Origin of the sequence: Paenibacillus sp. PCH8, assembly GCF_002968835.1 — a bacterium.
Lineage (GTDB): Bacteria > Bacillota > Bacilli > Paenibacillales > Paenibacillaceae > Paenibacillus.
Window position 1 is genome coordinate 1,647,025 of the sequence record NZ_PKQK01000001.1, and the last position, 21,414, is coordinate 1,668,438.

At 50.6% G+C, this 21,414-nt stretch carries 19 protein-coding genes; 17 read left to right on the forward strand and 2 right to left on the reverse strand.

Going from position 1 to position 21,414, the window contains the following annotated elements; genetic code table 11:
- The first annotated feature begins 150 nt into the window (after positions 1–150).
- The 11 genes from C0Q44_RS07240 (at position 151) to C0Q44_RS07290 (ending at position 11,241) form a co-directional block, all read left to right on the forward strand.
- Positions 151–861, forward strand: a complete 711-nt coding sequence (locus C0Q44_RS07240; RefSeq protein WP_105406665.1) for a response regulator transcription factor — start codon at positions 151–153, stop codon at positions 859–861.
- Positions 858–2,333: a sensor histidine kinase gene (locus tag C0Q44_RS07245; RefSeq protein ID WP_105406666.1), complete on the forward strand. Its 1,476-nt coding sequence runs from the start codon at positions 858–860 to the stop codon at positions 2,331–2,333. Before C0Q44_RS07240 ends, C0Q44_RS07245 begins: the two co-directional genes overlap by 4 nt.
- A 90-nt stretch (positions 2,334–2,423) precedes the next feature.
- On the forward strand, positions 2,424–3,530 hold the full coding sequence (locus C0Q44_RS07250; RefSeq protein WP_105406667.1) for a hypothetical protein: 1,107 nt from the start codon (positions 2,424–2,426) through the stop codon (positions 3,528–3,530).
- 179 nt (positions 3,531–3,709) lie between these two features.
- Complete coding sequence (gene trhO, locus C0Q44_RS07255) at positions 3,710–4,597, forward strand: oxygen-dependent tRNA uridine(34) hydroxylase TrhO (RefSeq protein ID WP_105406668.1); 888 nt, start codon at positions 3,710–3,712, stop codon at positions 4,595–4,597.
- 12 nt (positions 4,598–4,609) lie between these two features.
- Entirely contained in the window at positions 4,610–5,257 is a 648-nt protein-coding gene (locus C0Q44_RS07260) for a helix-turn-helix transcriptional regulator (protein ID WP_105406669.1), read from the forward strand.
- A gap of 196 nt (positions 5,258–5,453) precedes the next feature.
- A complete protein-coding gene (locus C0Q44_RS07265; RefSeq protein ID WP_105406670.1) occupies positions 5,454–6,347 on the forward strand; it encodes an Rpn family recombination-promoting nuclease/putative transposase in 894 nt (297 codons plus the stop codon).
- Between the two features lie 191 nt (positions 6,348–6,538).
- Positions 6,539–7,111, forward strand: a complete 573-nt coding sequence (locus C0Q44_RS07270; RefSeq protein WP_105406671.1) for a TetR/AcrR family transcriptional regulator — start codon at positions 6,539–6,541, stop codon at positions 7,109–7,111.
- A gap of 22 nt (positions 7,112–7,133) precedes the next feature.
- Positions 7,134–7,991, forward strand: a complete 858-nt coding sequence (locus tag C0Q44_RS07275) for an aminoglycoside phosphotransferase family protein (RefSeq protein WP_105406672.1) — start codon at positions 7,134–7,136, stop codon at positions 7,989–7,991.
- 336 nt (positions 7,992–8,327) lie between these two features.
- Entirely contained in the window at positions 8,328–9,377 is a 1,050-nt protein-coding gene (locus C0Q44_RS07280) for an ABC transporter substrate-binding protein (RefSeq protein WP_105406673.1), read from the forward strand.
- 203 nt (positions 9,378–9,580) lie between these two features.
- A complete protein-coding gene (locus C0Q44_RS07285; protein ID WP_181150889.1) occupies positions 9,581–10,444 on the forward strand; it encodes an ABC transporter permease in 864 nt (287 codons plus the stop codon).
- A gap of 2 nt (positions 10,445–10,446) precedes the next feature.
- Positions 10,447–11,241 (forward strand): ABC transporter ATP-binding protein, encoded by a 795-nt coding sequence (locus tag C0Q44_RS07290; RefSeq protein ID WP_105406674.1) that lies wholly within the window; start codon positions 10,447–10,449, stop codon positions 11,239–11,241.
- A gap of 181 nt (positions 11,242–11,422) precedes the next feature.
- Here the strand turns inward: C0Q44_RS07290 and C0Q44_RS07295 are convergent, their stop codons facing one another.
- Complete coding sequence (locus C0Q44_RS07295) at positions 11,423–12,004, reverse strand: hypothetical protein (protein WP_105406675.1); 582 nt, start codon at positions 12,002–12,004, stop codon at positions 11,423–11,425.
- A gap of 30 nt (positions 12,005–12,034) precedes the next feature.
- The gene (locus C0Q44_RS07300) at positions 12,035–12,568 is read right to left on the reverse strand and encodes a hypothetical protein (RefSeq protein WP_105406676.1); all 534 of its coding nucleotides are present in this window, start codon (positions 12,566–12,568) and stop codon (positions 12,035–12,037) included.
- 199 nt (positions 12,569–12,767) lie between these two features.
- Between C0Q44_RS07300 and C0Q44_RS07305 the strand changes: the two genes are divergently transcribed.
- The 6 genes from C0Q44_RS07305 (at position 12,768) to C0Q44_RS07335 (ending at position 21,414) form a co-directional block, all read left to right on the forward strand.
- Positions 12,768–13,265: a DUF6385 domain-containing protein gene (locus C0Q44_RS07305; RefSeq protein ID WP_105406677.1), complete on the forward strand. Its 498-nt coding sequence runs from the start codon at positions 12,768–12,770 to the stop codon at positions 13,263–13,265.
- 45 nt (positions 13,266–13,310) lie between these two features.
- Positions 13,311–14,780, forward strand: a complete 1,470-nt coding sequence (locus C0Q44_RS30795; protein WP_258166200.1) for a DUF6385 domain-containing protein — start codon at positions 13,311–13,313, stop codon at positions 14,778–14,780.
- A 79-nt stretch (positions 14,781–14,859) separates the two neighbouring features.
- A complete protein-coding gene (locus C0Q44_RS07320; RefSeq protein WP_181150890.1) occupies positions 14,860–16,836 on the forward strand; it encodes a glycosyltransferase family 2 protein in 1,977 nt (658 codons plus the stop codon).
- Complete coding sequence (locus C0Q44_RS07325; protein WP_105406679.1) at positions 16,815–17,168, forward strand: tetratricopeptide repeat protein; 354 nt, start codon at positions 16,815–16,817, stop codon at positions 17,166–17,168. Before C0Q44_RS07320 ends, C0Q44_RS07325 begins: the two co-directional genes overlap by 22 nt.
- Positions 17,134–19,140, forward strand: coding sequence for a glycosyltransferase (locus C0Q44_RS07330; RefSeq protein ID WP_105406680.1), 2,007 nt, complete (start codon positions 17,134–17,136; stop codon positions 19,138–19,140). Before C0Q44_RS07325 ends, C0Q44_RS07330 begins: the two co-directional genes overlap by 35 nt.
- Positions 19,141–19,248: 108 nt before the next feature.
- Positions 19,249–21,414: a glycosyltransferase family 2 protein gene (locus C0Q44_RS07335; protein WP_181150891.1), complete on the forward strand. Its 2,166-nt coding sequence runs from the start codon at positions 19,249–19,251 to the stop codon at positions 21,412–21,414.

Genomic DNA, 21,414 nt, shown 5'->3' on the forward strand with positions numbered 1-21,414 from the left:
TTTGGGGTATAAAGAAAATAGAGTACTATCCAAGCGGAGAGGAAGCAACCTTCTGCTGGAAAGAACAAAGTCCTCATGGCGAAATGGCATCGACCTTGCTAACATAGACCCATGAACCAACTCATGACATAGATGAAGAGGATGAATTCCATGAATAAAAAAGTGCTCGTAGTGGACGACGAATCAAGTATCGTCAGTGCCATTGCTTACGCGCTGCGGCGCGAAGGATATGAAGTGGAAACGGCGAGTGACGGCGAAGAAGCCTTGGTCAAGGTTGCATCGTTCCACCCGCAGGTCATGATTCTGGACGTGATGATGCCTAAGCTGGATGGGTACGGCGTATGCCGCAGGCTGGAAGACCGGGAGGATATCGGCATTATTTTGCTGACCGTCAAAAATGATATCGTAGACAAGATCGTCGGCCTGGAGATGGGCGCAGATGATTATATGACCAAGCCGTTCGAGATTCGTGAATTGCTCGCCAGGGTGAAAGCACTCATGCGGCGTGTGGAGAAAAGCAGCCCGCCACAGGACGACCAGAAGAGTCATGCCATTATAAATGGCGAACTGCGTATTCATGTCGCTCACCGCACGGTGACCGTGAATGAAGAGAAGCTGGATCTCACACCAAAGGAGTTCGACCTGCTGACCATCCTGATGTCCAACCCCGAGAGGGTGTACACGCGAGACGATCTGCTCGACCGAGTGTGGGGCATGGAGTATGCGGGTGGTACACGGACCGTGGACATTCATATTCAGCGTTTACGCAAAAAAATCGGGGATACGGAACAGCAAAAATTGCAGACCGTATACGGGATAGGCTACAAAGCAACTGCGACTGAAACAGGCGGGGCCGTATGAGAGTCAGCATTAAGCTGAAATTTAGTGTTTTTCTGGCAGCATTGCTCATCCTGACGGTGGTGGTGCTTAGTTCCCTTGTATTACGGGGAATTGAACGCAATCAGCAGTCACAGATCGAGGACATTATGTCCCAGCAGACACGGCTAGTCAATCTGAATGTACGGCAGTCCTACTACACCGAATCCGTTCATATCGAACAGGAAGTCTTTTTACAGAAAAATGGGCGCAGGCTGGCACAGGAACTTGCGAACTCTACGGGTCTGCCTATAGCGCTCTATGATATGAAAGGTCAGCAAGTGGGATCGTCAATTACACCAGGAGAGAGCCTGAAAATGCAGGAGACGCTAAACTATGCACTACAGAACAAAATAGCCTACCATGAGCAAGGGGATACCATGCTCTATGCTGCACCATTGGACGGTCCAGATGGGCAGATGGGCGCCGTATGGATGCAATATCCGGTTCAAAGCTACCATGAATTCTATGCTCGTATCCTTCAACTGTTCATGTGGGCGGGCATTACTGTAGTGGCGCTAAGCTTCATTCTGGGGTACCTGTTCTATAACCGGTTTGCTGTTGCCATTACCCGTCTGAAGAAATCTGCGGATTCCATTCGGGAAGGCGAGTATATTACAGCACCTCCTGTGAAACGCAAGGATGAACTGGGCGAACTGGGCCAGGGCATCTATTATATGAGCACATCCATTCAGCAAAATATTACAGCCATGCATGCCGAGCAGCAGAAGCTGCAACTGGCGATTGAGAAGTTACAGGCGCTGGAACAGCAGCAGAAGCAATATATCGGCAACATTAGTCATGAGTTCAAGACACCGTTAACGTCGATCAAGGCCTATGTGGAGCTGCTGGACATGTATAAGGATGACCCGCAATTGCTGGATGATGCGACGAATAATATTGGCAAAGAAACTGAACGGCTGCACGAGATGGTGGAGAAAGTGTTGCACTTGTCTGCCTTGGAGAAGTATGACTTCGAGAATCAGGCCGAAGATGTTGAGGTCCGTGCTCTGCTGGAGGATGCCTGTGGTCGAATGCGAGGGAAAGCGGAGAAGTTTGGGCTGAACATGGAACTGGACCTTGAACCTGCGGTGATCCGCAGTGATCGGGAGAGTCTGATGCACATTTTTATCAACTTACTAGACAACGCCATTAAATATAACATCCCGGATGGTGTGATCCGGGTGAAGAATGAACTGCGAATGCAGGAGAATGTAGCGATTATTCGCATCTACAACTCAGGTACGCCGATTCCGGCAGAGGCGCAGGAGAAGATTTTTGAAGCTTTTTATACGGTGAACAAAGACAGGGCCAGAAAGACGGGCGGAACCGGACTTGGACTATCTCTTGTGAAACAGTTTGTGGAGAAACAGGGCGGTACGATTACACTGCTACCGAGTAATTCAGAGGATGGGGAAGGGGTAACGTTCCAACTCGCATTCCCTTTGGCTGATTGAAGTTTACAAGTTCGAAACAAGTCTGAATAACTTTGGAAGTATGCGATGTGTATGCTTGGTCTATAGCAAGAGAAACCAGGGGGGACCATGATGAATTGGAAACAAGCGGCTTTGGGAACGTTGGGGGCAATTGCATTGCTCACGACAGCAGCATGTGGGGGAACAACGGAGCCGGGGAGCAACGCACAAGGTGGGAAAACGGGCACCGATATTACGGTAAAAGACAATACGAATACATCCGTGTACCAGAGCTTCAAGCTGGAGAAGATTGATAAACTGCCTAACATGCGCGGGATCGCATGGCTAAGTGAGGACTGGATTGTATCCGACAAGGAGAACAAGTCATTGAAACCGGTCACCGTTGAAGGCCAAGAGCGATATCCGCATAACTTATATAGATATGATCTGACCAAGGGCACCGATACGCCGCTCAAGGAAAGTGAAGCGAATCTGGGTGCACCTCTCGTATCACCGGATGGTCAGTACCTGTTCTATCGGGAGCCAGAGGAGAATACGGGCAAAGGGTACATTCTGAACCTGCATAATGGAGAGACGATTGCTGCGGGCAAGGAGGATGGATTCATCCAAGAGGGTGCGTGGCTGGATAATGAACATGTTGTTTTTCCCAATATGAAGGGCGATCTCATCTCAGCCAGTGTGGATGGTACAACGAAAATATTGGTGGAGACAGGCAACTTTAACGTGCGGAGCATCAAGGTTTCAGCTGGTACGATCTATTATATTACCGGCGAAGATGGCCAACTGAACGCGTATGATGCGAAGACGGGTGAAGTGAAACAAGTGCTGAAAAGTGTGGAGTGGGTGATCCCTTCTAACGATGGAACAAGACTTGCGATTGTGAAAAGAACAGCAGATACCAAACGGGCGCTGGTGCTTACCGATCTGGAAGGCAATGAAAAGGCCACGCTCGCCAGAGGCACGCAGATCTTCGGCACAAGCTGGTCGGGGGACGATTCCAAGATTGCGTATACGATCAATTCCGAGAATGACAATGAGAAGGGACTATTCGTCTCCAATACCGAATCGGCAGAGCAGTTCCAGATTTCGGCGGATATGGACAACGCCTCCGATCCACTGGCCTGGAGCCCGCAGGGGCATAAGATTTTGTTATCTCAGGCTGTATTGGAGAATGAAAAATATCACTTTGTAACTTCGGTTATTACGATCTCGGAATAACGGATATGTTCCATATCTTTCATCCCTTTCTATACATTTATATTGACTAAGCTATTCCGCTTCCGATACACTAGTATGCAGGAATAAAGTCGAATGTCAGGCAGCAGTTCGAGACGATGTTTCGGGCGGCTGTTTCTTTTCTTTTTACCAACAACAATGAATAGGAACAGGTGATATACATGTGTAACAGCGCGTACCGCGTGCTTTTATATTATAAGTTCGTGAAGATTGAAGACCCCGAGACATTTACACAAGAGCATCTGCAATACTGTAAGGACCTGGGTGTGAAAGGCCGTATTCTGATTGCATCCGAAGGTATTAACGGTACGGTATCAGGCACGCCTGAGCAGACGGAACAATACATGAAGGACATGTTGTCCAATCCATTGTTCAGCGATATGGTATTTAAGATTGATGACGTGGAAGAGCATGCGTTCAAAAAGATATTTGTTCGTCACAAAGCAGAGCTGGTTACGTTCCGCGTGGAAGACGAACTTGACCCGAATGAAATTAGCGGCAAACGTCTCTCGCCTAAGGAGTTCCACGAGCATCTACAACGTGATGACGTCATCGTTATTGATGGTCGCAATGACTACGAATACGAAATCGGTCATTTCCGTGGGGCCATTCGTCCGGACGTTGAGTCGTTCCGCGAGTTTCCGGAGTGGATTCGGGAGAATCTGGGCGACATGAAAGACAAAACGATCATTACCTACTGTACTGGCGGTATTCGCTGCGAGAAGCTGACCGGGTTCATGATGAAAGAAGGATTCCAGGATGTTGCTCAATTGGATGGCGGCATTGTGACCTACGGCAAAGACCCGGAAGTTCAAGGACGTTTGTTCGATGGAAAATGTTATGTGTTTGACGAGCGGATCTCCGTACCGATTAACCGGACAGATGAGGATATCGTCATTGCCAGCTGTTATCACTGTGGAACAACACATGACCGATATATTAATTGTCCAACCTGCAACCTGCAGTATGTAAGCTGTGAGGATTGCGAAGAGACGCATAACCGCTTTTGCTCGGATGCCTGCCGGGAGGCAGCACCGGTACACGCATAAGCAGGAGAGCAGGTGCTGATCGTGAAGCGCGAAGAGGAACGAACGACGCGTGAACGGATTTTGTTCATGCTGAAGCAGCAAGGTACATTGACCGCAAGGGAAATGACAGCTGATCTGGGCCTGACCGGCATGGCCATTCGCCGTCATCTGACGGCACTGGAGCAGGACGGATGGATCGAGGTTCGGGAGGCCCGGGCTACGGCCGGACGTCCGTCCTCGGTGTACCAATTGACGGTACGCGGGGACAGCTTTTTTCCAAAATCATATTCATCCCTTACGCTGGAATTGCTTGAAGAATTGTCTGACTCTGCCGGTAGCGGTGTGGTGGATGCATTGTTCGAGAGTCGCCGGGACAAGCTGCTTCGCAGCGGATTGCCACAGATGGAGGGCCAGGATCTGGCTGGACGGGTGGAGGAACTCGCTCGAATCCAGAATGCCAACGGATATATGGCGGATGCGTCCAGAGAAGACGATGGAACCTACGTCATTACGGAAATGAACTGCCCGATTGTGCAAGTCGCGAGTGTCTACAAGCAGGCTTGCCGCTGTGAACTGGAACTGTTCCGCTCGCTGCTTCAAGCTGAGGTGGAGCGTACCGAATGTTACGCCGATGGCGGCAAAAGGTGCAAGTATGAGATTCGCGAAGCGTTGGGGAATTAACTGGTTTATACACAAGAGATTGTTTCGATTCGTCGAAATAGTCTCTTTTTTTGATAATAAATTACGTATAAACGCTATTTCCGTATGGTGATGCGTGTTATAATAGAGTTAACATCCAGTGCATGTTCGCATCCTTATATTTGCTGATACTTCAGTAGATATATCCTGTTCATTTTGCGCGTAGGAGTGAATAATAATGACAGAGTTGCTTGATCCCAAGAACGATTATGTGTTCAAACGAATCTTTGGAAGTGAAGAGAATAAGGATGTTCTTCTGGCTTTTCTGAATCATACCTTCAAAAATGCAGGTGAATCTTTACTGACCGAGATTGTGTTGATTAACCCTTATCTGGATAAGGATACCCCGAGAGATAAACAGTCCATTCTGGACATACGGGCCAAAACAGATCAAGGTGAGCTAATTAATGTTGAAATGCAGTTGTTTAATCAGTATGATTTAGAGAAGAGGACTTTGTTCTATTGGGGTAAACAATATTCTGGACAATTACTTGAGGGACAGAGATATAGCCAGCTCAAAAAATGCGTTGCGATCAACATTGTTAATTTCAAAATGCTCGCTAATGACCAGTACCACAACGTATTTCATTTAAGAGAAGACCATACCGATATTCCGTTGACGGATGTTATAGAGATTCATTTTATGGAAATACCAAAGCTGAATGATGAACATATTCAAATGAAGGATGGATTGGTGCGTTGGCTGTTATTTCTGAAAGGAATGACTAGATCAAGCTGGGAGGCGTTAATGATGCACGAACCGGAACCGGCTTTGAAAAAAGCCATGAGTGTATTGGAGTTTCTGAGCCAGGATGAGCAAGCACGTCAACGATATATCGACCGTCAGAAATTTCTATGGGACGAAGCTTCCATGATTGAGGGCGCACGAGAAGAGGGTCTCAAGAAAGGTATGGAGGAAGGAATTCAAAAAGGAATCCAAGAAGGTGAAGCTGAGAGCAAGCGGAAAATCGCAATGAATATGCTCACTTTAGGTCTTGATCAGGCTACTATTATTAAGGCTACCGGACTAACATCATCTGAATTAGAGGAACTGCAAAAGGAAAAGGATTAAAGCACTCTGGAGCTATCCTTTGATTGATATAAGGCGACCTTTACCCAAAGTACATTGGGTAAAGGTCGCCTCTTTTTTATAGACGTTATTAATGTGGGCAATCACATCTTGCATGTATACTTGACACATGAATCTCATTTTAATAACATTAGTTATATAACAAATGTTATTATTGAGGGAGGGAGAAAGAAATGCCACCAAAATCCGAGATTACGCAAGAAAAAGTATTAACCGCCGCATTTGAACTTGTGCGTACTCAAGGGCTGGAGGCGCTAACTGCGCGAAACGTTGCTCAGACGCTCCATTGTTCCACCCAACCGATCTATAGTCTCTACAGCAACATTGAAGAATTGAGGTCAAGTGTGTACGACGAGGCTTCCGAATTTGCCCGCCGTAGTATGTTGGCATATGAGGATAGCGCCAATTCACCTGCACTGAACCTGACTATTGGTTTCCTGTACTTTGCACAGAACGAGAAGCAGCTATTTCGAACCTTGTATCTTTCGGGATACCGACAATACAATCCCCACACCGATCAATTTCTGGGCGAGGAGTTAACCACGTTCTATATGAGATATAGCAAGCGATTGCAGGATGTATCCGTAGAGCAACTCAAACGTATTTTCCTCAAGCTGACGATTTATCTGATTGGTATAGGAACACTTCTGAACTCACACACCTTGGAACTGGACATGAATGAAGCAATTGATATGATCCGGGAGATGTACGAAATGCTGTTGCATAAGGAAGGTCTCACTTATTAAATCCGTTGAAGGAGTGAGCGTCATGGTTCATAGACTGGGCAATAAAATTGGTGAAGGTGGATGTGCGGAAGTATTTGAATGGGAAGATGGGAGTAAGATCGTTAAACTGGCTAAACCCAACACCATCACGGCTGCGTTGGAGGCCGAACTTCATCACTGTCGAATTGCTTGGGCATGTGGATTGCCCGTTCCCAAGCCATATGATCTGGTGACCGTTGAGGGGCGATCAGGGATTGTATTTGAACGGATTGATGGCGAGACGATCATGAAGCGTTTCGTAGACAGAGCGGTAGAGCAATCCAGAATGCAGAAGCCGCTGGATGTCATGGAAGATTTCGTGGATGCTCGAATTACAGCACAACTCTTTCACCAGATTCATTCGCATTCGGTGACCCATATGCCGAGTCAGCGGGAAAATATCAAGCATAATATTGTTGAAGCACAATACTTGTCTGAAGCGGAGAAAGCAGCCGTGATTGCCCAATTGGATCGATTGCCCATGAAGCAGCAACTATGTCACGGTGATCCCAATCCAGGTAACATACTGCTCAGGGACAACGATGCCGTTATTATCGACTGGAACAATGCTTCTACGGGGAATCCAGAAGCCGACTTGGCCGAATACATTATTATGATTCGTTATGCCATACTGCCTCCGGATCTGCCACATGAAGCGACGGTTGTTCTCGATGCCACGAGAGAGCGCAGTATTCAGGTATTTATGGAGGAGTATGAGAAGCTGTCCGGTATTGGTTATGCAGATATCGAACCCTGGATTGCTCCTGTTGCAGCACGTAAATTGATTGCAGATGCCATATCTGATGCGGAGAAAAAAATGCTCGTGAACGAGATTAGAAGAAGAATCACAACTGTCAGGTAGTACCTTATATTATTGTCGTGCCGAGAGCGCCATCTACGGACATATGTGGGTGGCTTTTTTGTGTTATGTAAAGTTATCTATCACGATATGACGGTAAAACGAAATTGGAAGCGGTTCAACCATTGACGGAAGGCGGGACGCACCTTAATATTAGGGAAACAATAAAACAGCATCACGGGTCATGGACTTCAGTCGCATGAGGAAAGTCTACATTTGTCTGCTTTTGTCGATCAAAGCTACAATGCGTTGAAGCGTTCGTTTTATCCCGCCCTATCGTGTCGATGAATTAACGATGAGGGTAAGCACATTTTATAATATGGAGAGGGGTTCTCACAGATGAAAAAGAAATTCTGGATGTCACTGATGATGGTTGCTTCGATGATCGTAGCAGCAGGTTGCGGGAATAACAGCGGTACAAGCACGGATTCCGAAGGATCGGGGAGTACAACAGGGGGAGGCAGCGAGGAAAAATCCTATCAGATTGCCATCTCTCAGATTGTTGAACATCCATCTCTCGACGCTACACGCGAAGGCTTTATTGCAGCTCTGAAGGATGCAGGAATTGAAGAGAACAAGAACCTCAAGATTGATTACAATAATGCACAGGGCGACTCAACAAATAACCTGTCCATTGCACAGAAGATCTCAGGTGATTCCAAAAATGATCTCGTACTTGGGATTGCAACACCATCTGCACTGGCTCTGGCTCAACAAGTGAAGGACAAACCACTGCTGTTCGCGGCAGTAACGGACCCACTCGGTGCTAAATTGGTGAGTGACATGGACAAGCCAGGTGGCAACGTAACGGGTACATCGGATACCAATCCGGCGGCGATTGTACAATTGGCTGATTTTATCGCCAAAAATCTCACGGATGTGAAAACGGTAGGTTTGGTTATTAATGAAGGTGAACCGAATGCCGTGGTTATGGCGGCTAACGCAGAAAAGGCTTTTGCAACACATAATATCAAGCTGGTCAAAGCGCCAGTTACGAATACATCGGAAGTAAAACAGGCAACAGACTCTCTTGTTGGCAAGGTGGATGCTTTCTATATTACACTTGATAACTCTGTTGTAAGTGCGGTTGATACGATCATCCAAACGGCAAACAACAACAAAATTCCGTTCTTCTCCAGCGACCGGGATACCGTTGAAAAAGGGGCTTTTGCAACCGTTGGTTTCAAATATTATGACCATGGATATCAAGTTGGTGAGATGGCTGCGGACATTTTGAAGAATGGTACGAAACCGGGCGACATGAAGGTCACTGTACCGGACAAGCTGGATCTGATCCTGAATCTGAAAGCGGCTGAAGCCCAAGGCATCACGGTGACGGATGAGATGAAGGCAGAAGTGAAGGATCAGGCCAATAACATGATTCAATAGAATCAATTCATAAACCTTAATAATAATTTTGTGAGTTATGAGATTGATTCAATAATCTGACCGGGGTGTAATCCGGCAATATGGATACGAGGCGGACGTGCAACGGGTTCGCCTCATTCTTTTCGATAGACAGGGGGAACTTGCGTGAGTATAAGTTGGAATTCAATTGAAGGGCAATCGAGCTGGGACTGTTGTATGCCCTGATGGCACTAGGGGTGTATATTACGTTCCGCATTCTGGATTTCCCTGACCTTACCGTAGACGGAAGTTTTACAACAGGAGGCGCAATCGCGGCGGTTATGATCTCCAATGACTTCTCTCCTTGGCTTGCCTGTTTGGCGGCAATGGCTGGAGGTATGGTGGCGGGTGCATGTACAGGTCTATTGCATACCAAAGGCAAAATTAACGGATTGTTATCTGGAATCTTGATGATGATCGCCCTGTACTCTATTAATATGCGTATTTTAGGCGGGGCGCCGAATAAATCCATTATGGGCATGGATAATCCCTTCTCGGGTGAACATGTTATGGTCATTATTATTGTGGTGGTACTTTTGTTCAAAATCATGCTCGACCTATTTATGAAAACAGATATTGGACTTGCGCTCCGCGCAACAGGTGATAACAAACGCATGATTCGCAGTTTTGGGGCGAATACGGATGTGACCACTATTGTTGGTGTCAGCTTGTCCAATGGACTGGTTGCCCTGTCCGGCGCGTTTATTGCACAGCAAGCGGGTTTTGCGGACATCACCATGGGCATTGGTATGATCGTCATTGGACTGGCTTCGGTCATTATCGGTGAAGCTATTCTCGGAGCAAGAACGGTGTTCTGGGCCACACTAGCAGCTGTCGTTGGATCGATTATTTACCGAATCGTAGTTGCATTAGCTCTAGAGGTAGATTGGTTCAATACATCCGATCTGAAGCTGATCACTGCTGTCATTGTCATCATCGCGCTGGTGTTCCCTTCTTTGCGGCGCTCCATGAAACAGCGAAGTCTGGCTCGCAAACGAACCGAAGAGCTGATGCGGTCGGCGGGTCAACAGGCGAAAGGAGGCATGTGATCATGCTGGAAATTACGCAAGTGACCAAGCTGTTCAACCCAGGCACGACGGATGAGAAGACCGCACTGGTTGGTGTGAATCTGACGATGAATCCGGGTGACTTTGTCACCGTGATCGGCAGTAACGGAGCGGGTAAATCGACACTGATGAACATCATTTCAGGTGTGATGAAGCCGGATATGGGTGATGTGCTGATCAATGATCGTTCGATCAAGAATCTGCCGGAGCATAAGCGCAGCAGCTGGATTGGTCGAGTATTCCAGGACCCGATGGCCGGAACGGCACCGCATATGTCCATTGAAGAAAATATGGCCATGGCATACAAGCGAGGCCAAGGGCGTGGACTTGGCTTCGGGGTTACTCGCGCAAGACGCGAGATTTTCAATACCCAACTGGTGAAGCTGGGCATCGGACTGGAAAAACGGCTTAACGCGAAGGTTGGACTTTTGTCTGGTGGAGAGCGGCAGGCGCTCAGTCTGCTAATGGCGACGTTCACCCAGCCGCAGATTCTGTTGCTGGATGAACATACGGCTGCCCTTGACCCTTCCCGTGCAGAGCTAATCACGGAACTGACGGAGACGCTTGTTCGTGAGATGAGACTCACGACGCTCATGGTGACACATAATATGGAGCAGGCGATACGTCTGGGTAACCGTCTGATCATGATGGATAAAGGTCGTATCATCCTCGACGTTAGCGAGGAGCGCAAGCGCACGCTGACGGTACCGGAATTACTGGGCGAATTCGAGCGTATTAGCGGTAAGAAGATGGCAGATGATCGCGTTGTGTTGGGCTAAGGCAAGGAGATACCTCGTTCATAGAACAGGTGTTAACGGTACAACCAATTCCACTACTCCACACCAATCTATATCGACAAAAAACCTTTGCGTTCTCGCAAAGGTTTTTTGGTGTTATGTTGAACACAATGTTGAAGCGATATTGAATAAAAGAGGGAGTAGACGGATTGAAAGTAAACAATCATACTTCCCACCAGGCAAAATAGGCAGTGGAGGCCATCAGCCCGCCAACAGTGAGTGATCCGCTAACAGAAAGGTTAATGGCCTGATTCGGGGGAATCACGTAACGGCCGAATTCATTGGACACAAAGGGTCCAACTTGAAGAGGCATAGCCATCACTGAGGTAGCACTCGAAGGCACAGCAACAGAGAATCGTACCGTAGCTACACTGGTATTGCTGCTGGAGAGATTGCTGTTAGCTGGTGTGAGTGTGGTAGGGGACGTTAAGGTTCCGTTTGCGGTAAGACTCATGGAACCGCTGAAAGTAGACAACAGGTTAAGTGCAACCGTAATCCCGCCGGAGATTCGAGATACATATAACGTTTTTCCGCTCCCCGCTGGATTGGCCAATTGTACGGTAGCAATAACGCTTCCTCCCAGCAATCCCAGTGTTGTAGAGTTGGTTGAACCTGCATTGAACAGATTACCTGTATTACCCGCATTGTTCTCCGGCGGAGCAACAATGCCGGGAGAGGTATACGGATTGGTATTGGTTGTGTAGACAGGCTGGCTCAATGGGTTGAATACATTATTGTTTGGCATGGGTTGCACCACCTTCTACTGTGATCATACTCAGAATTCCCACCAGAACAGGTTAATGGCTCCAATCTGACTACCTGTGCCGACGCTAATGGATAATGTTTGTCCCGGTGGAACAATAATGGAGCCGTTCAAATCCAAGGCGTACATACCTGCTGTCAACGGAATGCTGGTCAGACTCGTGAAGGTACCCCCAAGAGTACCTGTGTTCTGCCTGGTAGTCACTATACTGGTGTTGGTATTTCCAAGTAACGTATTGACGGGCACAGGTGTGCTGCCCAATGTTACCGTTCCTCCAGAATAGATGACAAGCGTAGCTGCGGCTGTTGTACCACCTGTGAGACTGGATATGCGTAACGTTCTGCCGCTGCCCACTGCATTCAAGATTTGTAGAAGAAGATTCTGGCTGGAAGGGATGGAGACATTGTTGGTTGTCAAAGCGAAAAAACTTCCGGCAGCCGCTGCACCGCTTGCTGGTGATGCTTCAATTCCCGGAGCCGAGAAGGTATTGGTCAGTTGAGTATACAGGGGACCATTGGATTGGTTGAATACATTATAGTTGGTCATCTCATCCACCTCCCATAAATCAGTTTGACCTGTGCTCAACCCCGGTTGATTCTCGTGTTATTGTACTTGCAGTGTATGTAAAAAGAAGAAGGAGGGATTGGGGGCTAAGCCGTTAATCCGGAAATAAAGGCGGTTGCCGTGCCCGTAATTCCAATCCGGGCATACGATGCGTAAGCACATTTTTTAAGGGGAAATCGAGATGAGCCGAACAGCGAAGCGAAGCAAGAAGAGAACGAAGCAACCAACTAAATATGTCAGCCGTCGCCGCTCCCGTCGTTCCTGCCGCGCTACATTGCTGAAACCCCCTTGTTCCCGGATTACTCGTCCCCGGTTCAAACAGGGTGCTTCCTCATGCACGAAACTCCCTGGTGCTATTCACCGTTTTACAGAGCATACGTATGTCGGAGCCGAGACCAGCAGCAGTATACATTCACTCCCGGCCCAAGATACCTCATCACTCAGCATGTACACCTATGGCATTGTGAATCGGGGGAAACATCCGGCTCTTGTACAGATCCAGATCAGCCCCAATGCCGTGGATTATGCTGTGGACAGCCAGGAGGTGGTCGCGGGAGGCCAGACCAAAGCGCTGGTACCATTGCGATTTCTGCATTATACCCGGCTTGCAATTCGATCCGTTGAACCGGATCAACCGACCCGGCTCGATGTTTACTTTCAGGCGCAGCGTATGCCGTAAGGTAGAATGATCACTCAGATATGACCAGGGAGGAGGACGAGACACATGCCTAACTTTACTACGTTTAATACGAATCCGGATAATCTGAGAACGTTGATTTTTGGCCAAGATAATACAGGCACAGCCCAGCCCGTCAGAACCGATCCGAGCGGGCACGTGGTTGGCATTATTTTGGACGGAACCATCAGCAACATCTCGGGTCTGACCACCGTTACGATTAATGCCGGTACCATTACAAACATTCTGAACGGAACAATCACGAGTGTACTTGGAGCGACTATTACAGCCGGTACGATAACCAGTGTGCTGGGAGCCACCGTGACCGCAGGAACACTGACCAATTTGCTGAATGGTACGATTACAAGTGTACTTGGAGCGACCATCACGGCAGGAACGATCACAAGCGTGCTCGGAGCAACGGTGACCGCAGGAACACTGACGAACTTGCTGAATGGTACAATTACGAGTGTACTTGGAGCGACCATCACGGCAGGAACGATCACAAGCGTGCTCGGTGCAACGGTGACCGCCGGAACACTGACGAATTTGTTGAATGGTACAATTACAAGTGTACTCGGAGCAACGATTACGGCGGGAACCATCACCAGTGTGTTGGGAGCAACCGTGACCGCCGGAACACTGACCAATTTGCTGAATGGTACGATTACAAGTGTACTCGGAGCAACGATCACTGCGGGGACTTTGACGAACTTGTTGAATGGTACGATCACGAGTGTACTTGGAGCGACCATCACGGCAGGAACGATCACAAGTGTGCTCGGTGCAACGGTGACCGCTGGAACGCTGACGAACTTGCTGAATGGTACGATCACGAGTGTACTTGGAGCGACTATCACCGCAGGAACGATCACGAGTGTACTCGGGGCAACGATCACAGCAGGTACATTAACGAACCTGTTAAACGGAACGATCACCAGCGTACTCGGAGCAACGATCACTGCAGGGACACTGACGAATCTGTTGAACGGAACCATTACAAGTGTGCTCGGTGCAACCGTAACAGCGGGAACGCTGACCAATTTGCTGAATGGTACGATTACGAGTGTACTCGGAGCAACGATCACCGCAGGAACACTGACGAACTTGTTAAACGGAACGATCACCAGCGTGCTCGGCGCCACAATTACAGCCGGAACGCTCAGTAGCGTGACGTCCATATCCCAGAAGAGTTTCCAGGAATCCCAGCTCATCAGCACCCCGACTGGAAACACTTTTACACCGCTTCCAGCCGTGACAACCAGTGTGTTTGGCACGTATTCTTTCTTTGTATACAACAGGGGTCCGGGTGTAAACCGGGTGGACGCTAGCGTCGAGATCAGTGCCAATGGTACGAACTGGTATACCGATGTAACCACAGTAACCGGCATTTTGTCCGGGTCGGTGGATGTATTGGTGCCGCAGCGTTTTCTCAAATATACACGTCTTTCCTACCGCTCCAGCCTTATCGGCGCACCAAGCACCGTCGATGTGTTCTTCAATGGACAAGGCACATAACCCGTTTTTTTGTCATATAGGTACATGGGGTTCACTTTGGTGGACTTCATGTACTTTTTTGTATTGGAGGTGGTTACGTTTGCAGAACCGATTGTTGGGAATCCATATGATTGTGCAAAATGAAGAACAGTACCTGCCCCGCTGTCTCGACAGCTTGAAGCATGCTGGCACAGAGTGGTTTATCACAGATACAGGCTCATCCGATCGCACAGCCGAGATCGCCAGAACCTACGGAGCAACGGTGCTCCACGCCCGTTGGGAAGAGGATTTTGCACAAGCGCGGAATATCAGTCTTCCACTGGCAAATACGGATTGGATTCTGGTTCTGGATGCTGATGAATATGTCACACAAGGGCTGGAAGAACTGCTGAATGATCTGCCCAAAGTCCATAAAAGCATTTCAAGCATGCGCATTACGATAGAGAACCTAGTGGGTGAAGCGGCAGAAGAGAAGGTGATTTCTCATCCGGTGAGGTTGTTTCGTGCTCATCAGGGATATCGGTACACAGGGCGTATTCATGAGCAGTTGGTTCGTAGTTCCCCAAGAAAGGCTAACCGAGATGCTGATACGGATACGGACATAATCATAATGGAGCCTCATTCCTGTGAGGAAGACCTACATGCTGAGACCGAACCGCTTGCTCCACTATGCTTGGTGCATGATGGATATCTGGCTTCCACGATTGCGGAGGGGAACAAGCCAAGACGTAATCTGAAGATGATCGAGCGTGAACTCGCAGATGATCCAGCACAGCCTTTTCACCTATACAATCTGGGCGTGACGTATTGCCAGTTGGGTCAGCTTGAACCGGCAATGGATGCCTTCCATGAATCGTTACGACGAACTGATGTGCTGGCACCATATCGTCCCACACTGGTTAGGGATTATGCAAAAGTCCTTGTGGGAGCAGAACAATATAATGCGGCATATGTGCTTCTGGCTGTGGAACGACAGCGTTACCCGTCTTATGCGGATCTGCATCTGTTGTATGGGGTGACTTTGGAGCAACAAGGTCTGGAGGAACGTGCGTACCAAGCTTATGCGCGAGCGAGCGACTGCCAGAAGGAGTTGGGTAACACCGGACATACGGAGTACAGCACGTCAACGCCAGGGGCTCCATATGTAACGGAAGCCGGTTCTGATGGTTACAGAGCCTACACGCCTATGGCAAGACTTGCGCAGAAACGGGGATTCTTTCAAGAGGCAGTACATCTATATGGGCTGGCTTTGGACAGCTTGTTCACCTATGGTCCAGCATGGACCGGGCTGGCAGATGTGCTGCAACAATCGGGGGAAACGGATAAGAAGATTGCCCAAATATTACTTTCTCGCGCGAGAGGGATCGAGGGATTAGATCTTAGCGAATGCAGTGGTCACAGCGGTCACGGTAATGGCAGGCATGGCAGTGATCGCAGCGATTATAGCACAGCGGATGATCCAAATGTTATGACAACTGATGAGCATCTCACGCATATGGTCTATGTTCTTGCAGGCTGCGGAGCATATGAGCAGGCATTGAATCTACTGGATACAGATGCAAGGCGCGCTCGTATCCATGCAGCGGATCGAATGTATTGGATGTTGTGTGCGGGCAAGGTTTCAGATGCGCTGCAACTCGCTGAAAATGATTGGGCTGATGTGTGTGTTGAGCAGCATACCAACTTACCGTTGGAGCACAGAATCAATTGGGGACTCGCTTGTTGGGGGAACGAATTGCGGTTATCGGATTCTTTTCTAGTAGCTATGCCTCCCCAGGAAAAGGACGTATGGAAGGTCATGGATCGTCTGCTGAATAAGTTATCCAATCAGCTGGGCCCCAGGGAGCCTGCGTCAGAAGAACAGCAACTTCTGCAATGGAGTCCGCAGGCACAGATGGTGACGGAAAAGATAGTGGAGCAGGCCGTAAAGACAGGGCAACTCACGCTTGCTGAGCAATTGCATGAGCTGCGGGCAATGATAATGCGTGACCATCGGGGAGCGCCACGACGGTTCGGCGTGAGTTTGCAAGTCTGCTGTATCGTCACGGGTACACCATGGCAGCCGCCAATATCCTGATTCAATGTATGACCGAGCAAGAACTTGATGCGGAAGGGTTATTTTGGCTGGGTGAAACGTTGTATGTCAAAGGCTACTACAATCAGGCATTAGCTCTGTTCGAGCAGGCTCTGGAGCGAGATCCTGAATTCAGGGAGGCCAGCGCTGGAGCGGCTGTCTGTTATTTAAGAATAGCTATAGAGATGATTCGGCAGGAGCTGGTTCGTTCTCCGTCTGCCGGGGCACTTGCAGCGCAGCAGGCTGCACTGGAACAGAGGCTGCGATCAGCTGAGGGCATCCCTTGGAGGACCGTTTTTCATGCCAAAGAAAGGAGGAATCAACTTGCTGACTGAGCGCATCTCCTTATGCATGATTGTGAAGGATGAGGAAGAATTGTTACCTCAATGTCTTGCCAGTGTCCAGGGAGCGGTGGACGAAATCATTGTAGTGGACACCGGTTCCTCGGACCGCAGCGCGGCAATTGCGCGACAGCACGGCGCTGTGGTGGTTCCCTTGGAGTGGTGCGATGATTTTGCCGCAGCACGTAATGCTGGCCTGGAGCAGGCTTCCGGCGACTGGATTCTATTTCTTGATGCGGATGAGGCGCTCGATGCGGCTGCGCGGGAGCAGATCAGGAGCTGGACGAGGGTCAGCGGATGTGACGGATTGTTTTTAAACATTCATAACTATACAGGTTCGGGTCAGCAAGGGGTCACCGTTAATCCGGTCTTACGTCTCTTTCGCAATGCCCCGGAGCATCGGTTCGAAGGTCGGATTCATGAGCAGATTGCGGCGGCAATCTGTCATAGGAACCCACAGGCGGCTTTTCATGTGACAGATATGATCATCCATCATTACGGGTATCAGACGGCGATCGTGGAGCGCAAAGACAAGGTGAACCGCAATGTACGCCTGTTACAACAGGCCGTGGAGGAAGAACCGGATCAGCCGTTCCATCACTATAATCTGGGTGTCGAGTATCTGCGTGTGGGGGAAGCGGAGCGGGCGTTGGAGACGTTTGGCGTGGCTCGAAAAGCAATTGATCCTGCGGTAACCAGTTATGCGCATCTGCTGTTCAAATATGAAGTTCGTTGTCTCCAGCATCTGAATCGCTGGCAGGAAGCATTGGATCGAATCGATGCTGCGCTTGAACTGTTTCCAGAGTACACGGATCTGATGCACCATCGCGGGGTATGTGCAGACGCATTGGGGGATGTGGATCGGGCAGAATTGTCGCTGCGTGAAGCTGTCCGCATGGGGCCGCCTCCACCCATATACCATACGGAAGAAGGCATCGGCACCTATCAGACGTGGTATACGCTAGGGCGATTGCTGGAAGGAAGGGCCGATCTGGAGGGTGCGGTGGATGCTTACGTGGAAGCGGTGCGTGCCAAATCCAGTCTGTTACCGCCGCTCTATCGGATATTCCGGATGATGCGGGTCTCCGGTCAGGAACATCAGATTCCGGTACTGGTGACGGAGCGTTTTGCACTGGGTTCGGAAGAGGCCACACATAAAGTATTGGGGATTCTGGAACAAAGTCGTTGTTACGAAGCGGCGCTGCAATTGTTGCCTGATGTATCGTCACATCCTTCTGGCGAAATGCGGGAGCGGTTATCTGTGGCCGAAGCCATGCTCCAGATTCAGCGAGGGAACTGGAAACAAGCACGTCTGAAACTGGAACCGGTGCAGCGAAAAAAGGGACTGCTTGTGATCTCATCTGCCCGATGGCTTGAGCGATTGAACTGGATTGAGGGAAAGGAAGTCGGTAGTGACGATCCTTTGGCTTCGTGGTTGAAGCGTAGTTCACAAGTTGGGACAGCGTTGGAAGAGAAGTCCGTGAGGAAGACAGGGCAAAAGGTTGGTCTGAGAGCGACCAAGAAGAAGGACAGGGATTCCGGCATGACCGAAACGTTTAGTGGAGCAGCATACGATGGCTGGCAGGCGTTTGGACAGATGATGGAGGGATGTGTGCAGTCAGGACAATGGAAAGAACTGCATAGCCTGATACAGATCGGTCAGCGGCAATTGCACGGAGAAGAATTAGGGGCGGGAGATACTGTAAGGATGGAAGAGATAGAGAACGGGATAGGCAAAGAAAAAGGAAAAGAGATAGAGAAAGAAAAACAGATGGCAGTTGAGCCATTCCCTGGAGCTTCTGATACCTTGGCAGGAACCAGCTGGATGGTGAAGGGACTGGTAAGTGCAGCGGATCGACATCTGGAGACGTTCGCTCAATGTACAGATGGGCAGCGACATCATTGTTGGCCTGTCGTTCAGCATATTCGACTGGAATTGCCGGGAGTAGACGGGTTTGAGAGCTGAGCGGGATCAAGTCGGTGAAGAAGCGCTAACGCAGATGGGTATGGGTTGGGGACCGAACTCCGTTGGTGAAGGGCGGGGATAAATATGAACGCAGGCATTAGCTTATGTATGATCGTGAAGGATGAAGCTGAACCACTCCAGCGCTGCCTGAAGGCGGTCAGGGATATGGTGGATGAAATCATCATCGTGGACACGGGATCCACAGATGATACAACTGCAATAGCGCGCCTCTATGGTGCAGTTGTGATTCGTACCGAGTGGAACGGAGATTTCAGTGAAGCTCGTAATCTGTCGCTGGCTGCAGCCAGGAATTCGTGGATTCTGGTGCTTGATGCGGATGAAGTATGGGTGCAGAATCCGCAGATGCAGGCAGATTTGTCGCAGCTATTAGAGACGAGCGGGGACGACGTGTGGGGATACTGGATACAGGTCACGAGTCTGCTTGGAGTGTCTGGTGAAGAGCGTGTGACGGATGAAGTATGTCGTTTGTTCCGAAATGACCCCCGAATTGCCTTTCAGGGCAGGATTCATGAAGAAGTTGCTTCTTCGATCATGGCGCTGGCTCCCCAAGGAGTGCTCCATTCTGGACTTGAGGTCATTCATTATGGCTATCTGGAGCAGGTAATCGCCGCCAAAAATAAAGGTGAGCGGAATATGCAACTGATTCGTTCCGCCTTGAATGAGGAAGCCAATCAACCGGAGCTGTTATATGCGTTGGCTGCCGAATGGTTTCAGCAAGCGAAATATGATGAAGCACTCCGGTTGTTACTGCCCTTACTGGCACAGCTTACGCCGGAGTGTGGATATCACTCCGATCTGGTACTGAAAACAGCTTATGCCTCGCGAGAAATGGGTAGTCCCGAGAGGGCGCTTGCTGTGGTAGAGGCATGGGCACCCATATATGAGGATTTTCCAGATTTATTGGAGCTTGGTGCCGTACTGGAGCTGGATCAAGGGCGTGAAGATGTGGCTCTGGGTTGGCTAAAAAAGGCTAAATCTGCTGCCTCCACAGCCAGCAGGTACACATCGGTCTCAGGTGCTGGAACTTATCGCAGCCTGACGTTGGAAGGCATGTCGCATGAGCGGGCTGGCCGCTGGACCGATGCGGAAGCTGCGTACATGGCGGCGTTAGCCATGCAGCCGAGCAGCTTGGCTGCATGGCAGCGGCTGTTGCTGCTGGCCGCAGCTACGGGGCGGCTGAACGCCATTGCCAGCGTAGCCGCGCGGGTAAGCTTGCCGCCTATGGCATGGCAAGCGCTGGTTCCGGCCGCAGTGGCTGCGCATCGGCCGGAATGGCTGCTGCGCCACGCGGCTGCGCTGGAGGCCCCGCTGCGGGCACAGCCGCTGGCTGCCGGACTTGCGCTGGCCCAGCTGGGCGAGGACGCTGCGGCCCGGGCGGCTGTGCAGCCTTGGACAGCGCATGCGCAGCACGGGCCGGAGGCAGCTCTGGCGCTGTGGGCGCTGGGCTGGAAGCGGTCCTGTGGGCGGCGCATCCTTGCGGCCGACGACCGAGCGCTGGAAGCCGGGCTAGGTGCGGCAGTCCTTGCGGCGGCACGCCCGTATGCAGCAGTGCCTGAGGCAGCTCGCGCCGCAGAGGCGTTGCTGCGGGGGCACGAAGCCTCGGCTCGCCGTGGTGGCCTGTGTGGTGCCGAGCCAGGCAGCCTGCCCTGCGGCAACACACCGAGCGTCGCCAACAGCGGCAGCCTGCCCAGCCCAGCCGCGTTTGACGCGCCTGCACCGAGCAGTAGCGATCCCAGCGGCGATGCGCTCAGCGGCCCAGCCGCGCCTGACGCCGCGGCAGCAAGCGTGCTCGCTGCCGCGCAAGCGCTCGCCAGCGTGGGCGCCTGGGCCGCATGGCTGCGCCTGCTGCAAGCCCAGCCGCCCCACGGCGCGCTGGCTCTGCTCGCAGCGCTTCCGCCTGCGGCCCGCTGCGGGCTGCTGCGCGCACCCGCGAGCGTCCGCGAAGGGCTGCTTGCGCTGTGCGGCACGCCTGACGGCGCGCAGCAGCCCCTCGCGGACGAAGTGCCCGCCCCAGCGCGAGCCGCTCACGCGCTCATCGCGGGCACGCTCGCGCTGCTCGCCGGGCGGCAGAGCCTGGCACGTGAATGGGCCGAATGGGCGGCCCGGATCACTGCGCGGCAACCTGCCGCCACAGGCCGCCCGGCGACAACCGTCTCGCCGGGCCTGCGAACCCTGCTGCGCTTGACAGAACCCGGCGCAGCAACGGCCAAAGAATACACCAACCAGTGCAACATGCTGCTGGTTCATCTTTAA

Coding starts and splice junctions, on each gene's coding strand:
- C0Q44_RS07240 (WP_105406665.1), top strand. CDS start 151: ATGAATAAAAAAGTGCTCGTAGTGGACGACGAATCAAGTATCGTCAGT.
- C0Q44_RS07245 (WP_105406666.1), top strand. CDS start 858: ATGAGAGTCAGCATTAAGCTGAAATTTAGTGTTTTTCTGGCAGCATTG.
- C0Q44_RS07250 (WP_105406667.1), top strand. CDS start 2,424: ATGAATTGGAAACAAGCGGCTTTGGGAACGTTGGGGGCAATTGCATTG.
- trhO (WP_105406668.1), top strand. CDS start 3,710: ATGTGTAACAGCGCGTACCGCGTGCTTTTATATTATAAGTTCGTGAAG.
- C0Q44_RS07265 (WP_105406670.1), top strand. CDS start 5,454: ATGACAGAGTTGCTTGATCCCAAGAACGATTATGTGTTCAAACGAATC.
- C0Q44_RS07270 (WP_105406671.1), top strand. CDS start 6,539: ATGCCACCAAAATCCGAGATTACGCAAGAAAAAGTATTAACCGCCGCA.
- C0Q44_RS07275 (WP_105406672.1), top strand. CDS start 7,134: ATGGTTCATAGACTGGGCAATAAAATTGGTGAAGGTGGATGTGCGGAA.
- C0Q44_RS07280 (WP_105406673.1), top strand. CDS start 8,328: ATGAAAAAGAAATTCTGGATGTCACTGATGATGGTTGCTTCGATGATC.
- C0Q44_RS07285 (WP_181150889.1), top strand. CDS start 9,581: ATGGCACTAGGGGTGTATATTACGTTCCGCATTCTGGATTTCCCTGAC.
- C0Q44_RS07290 (WP_105406674.1), top strand. CDS start 10,447: ATGCTGGAAATTACGCAAGTGACCAAGCTGTTCAACCCAGGCACGACG.
- C0Q44_RS07295 (WP_105406675.1), bottom strand. CDS start 12,004: ATGCCAAACAATAATGTATTCAACCCATTGAGCCAGCCTGTCTACACA.
- C0Q44_RS07300 (WP_105406676.1), bottom strand. CDS start 12,568: ATGACCAACTATAATGTATTCAACCAATCCAATGGTCCCCTGTATACT.
- C0Q44_RS07305 (WP_105406677.1), top strand. CDS start 12,768: ATGAGCCGAACAGCGAAGCGAAGCAAGAAGAGAACGAAGCAACCAACT.
- C0Q44_RS30795 (WP_258166200.1), top strand. CDS start 13,311: ATGCCTAACTTTACTACGTTTAATACGAATCCGGATAATCTGAGAACG.
- C0Q44_RS07325 (WP_105406679.1), top strand. CDS start 16,815: ATGGCAGCCGCCAATATCCTGATTCAATGTATGACCGAGCAAGAACTT.
- C0Q44_RS07330 (WP_105406680.1), top strand. CDS start 17,134: ATGCCAAAGAAAGGAGGAATCAACTTGCTGACTGAGCGCATCTCCTTA.
- C0Q44_RS07335 (WP_181150891.1), top strand. CDS start 19,249: ATGATCGTGAAGGATGAAGCTGAACCACTCCAGCGCTGCCTGAAGGCG.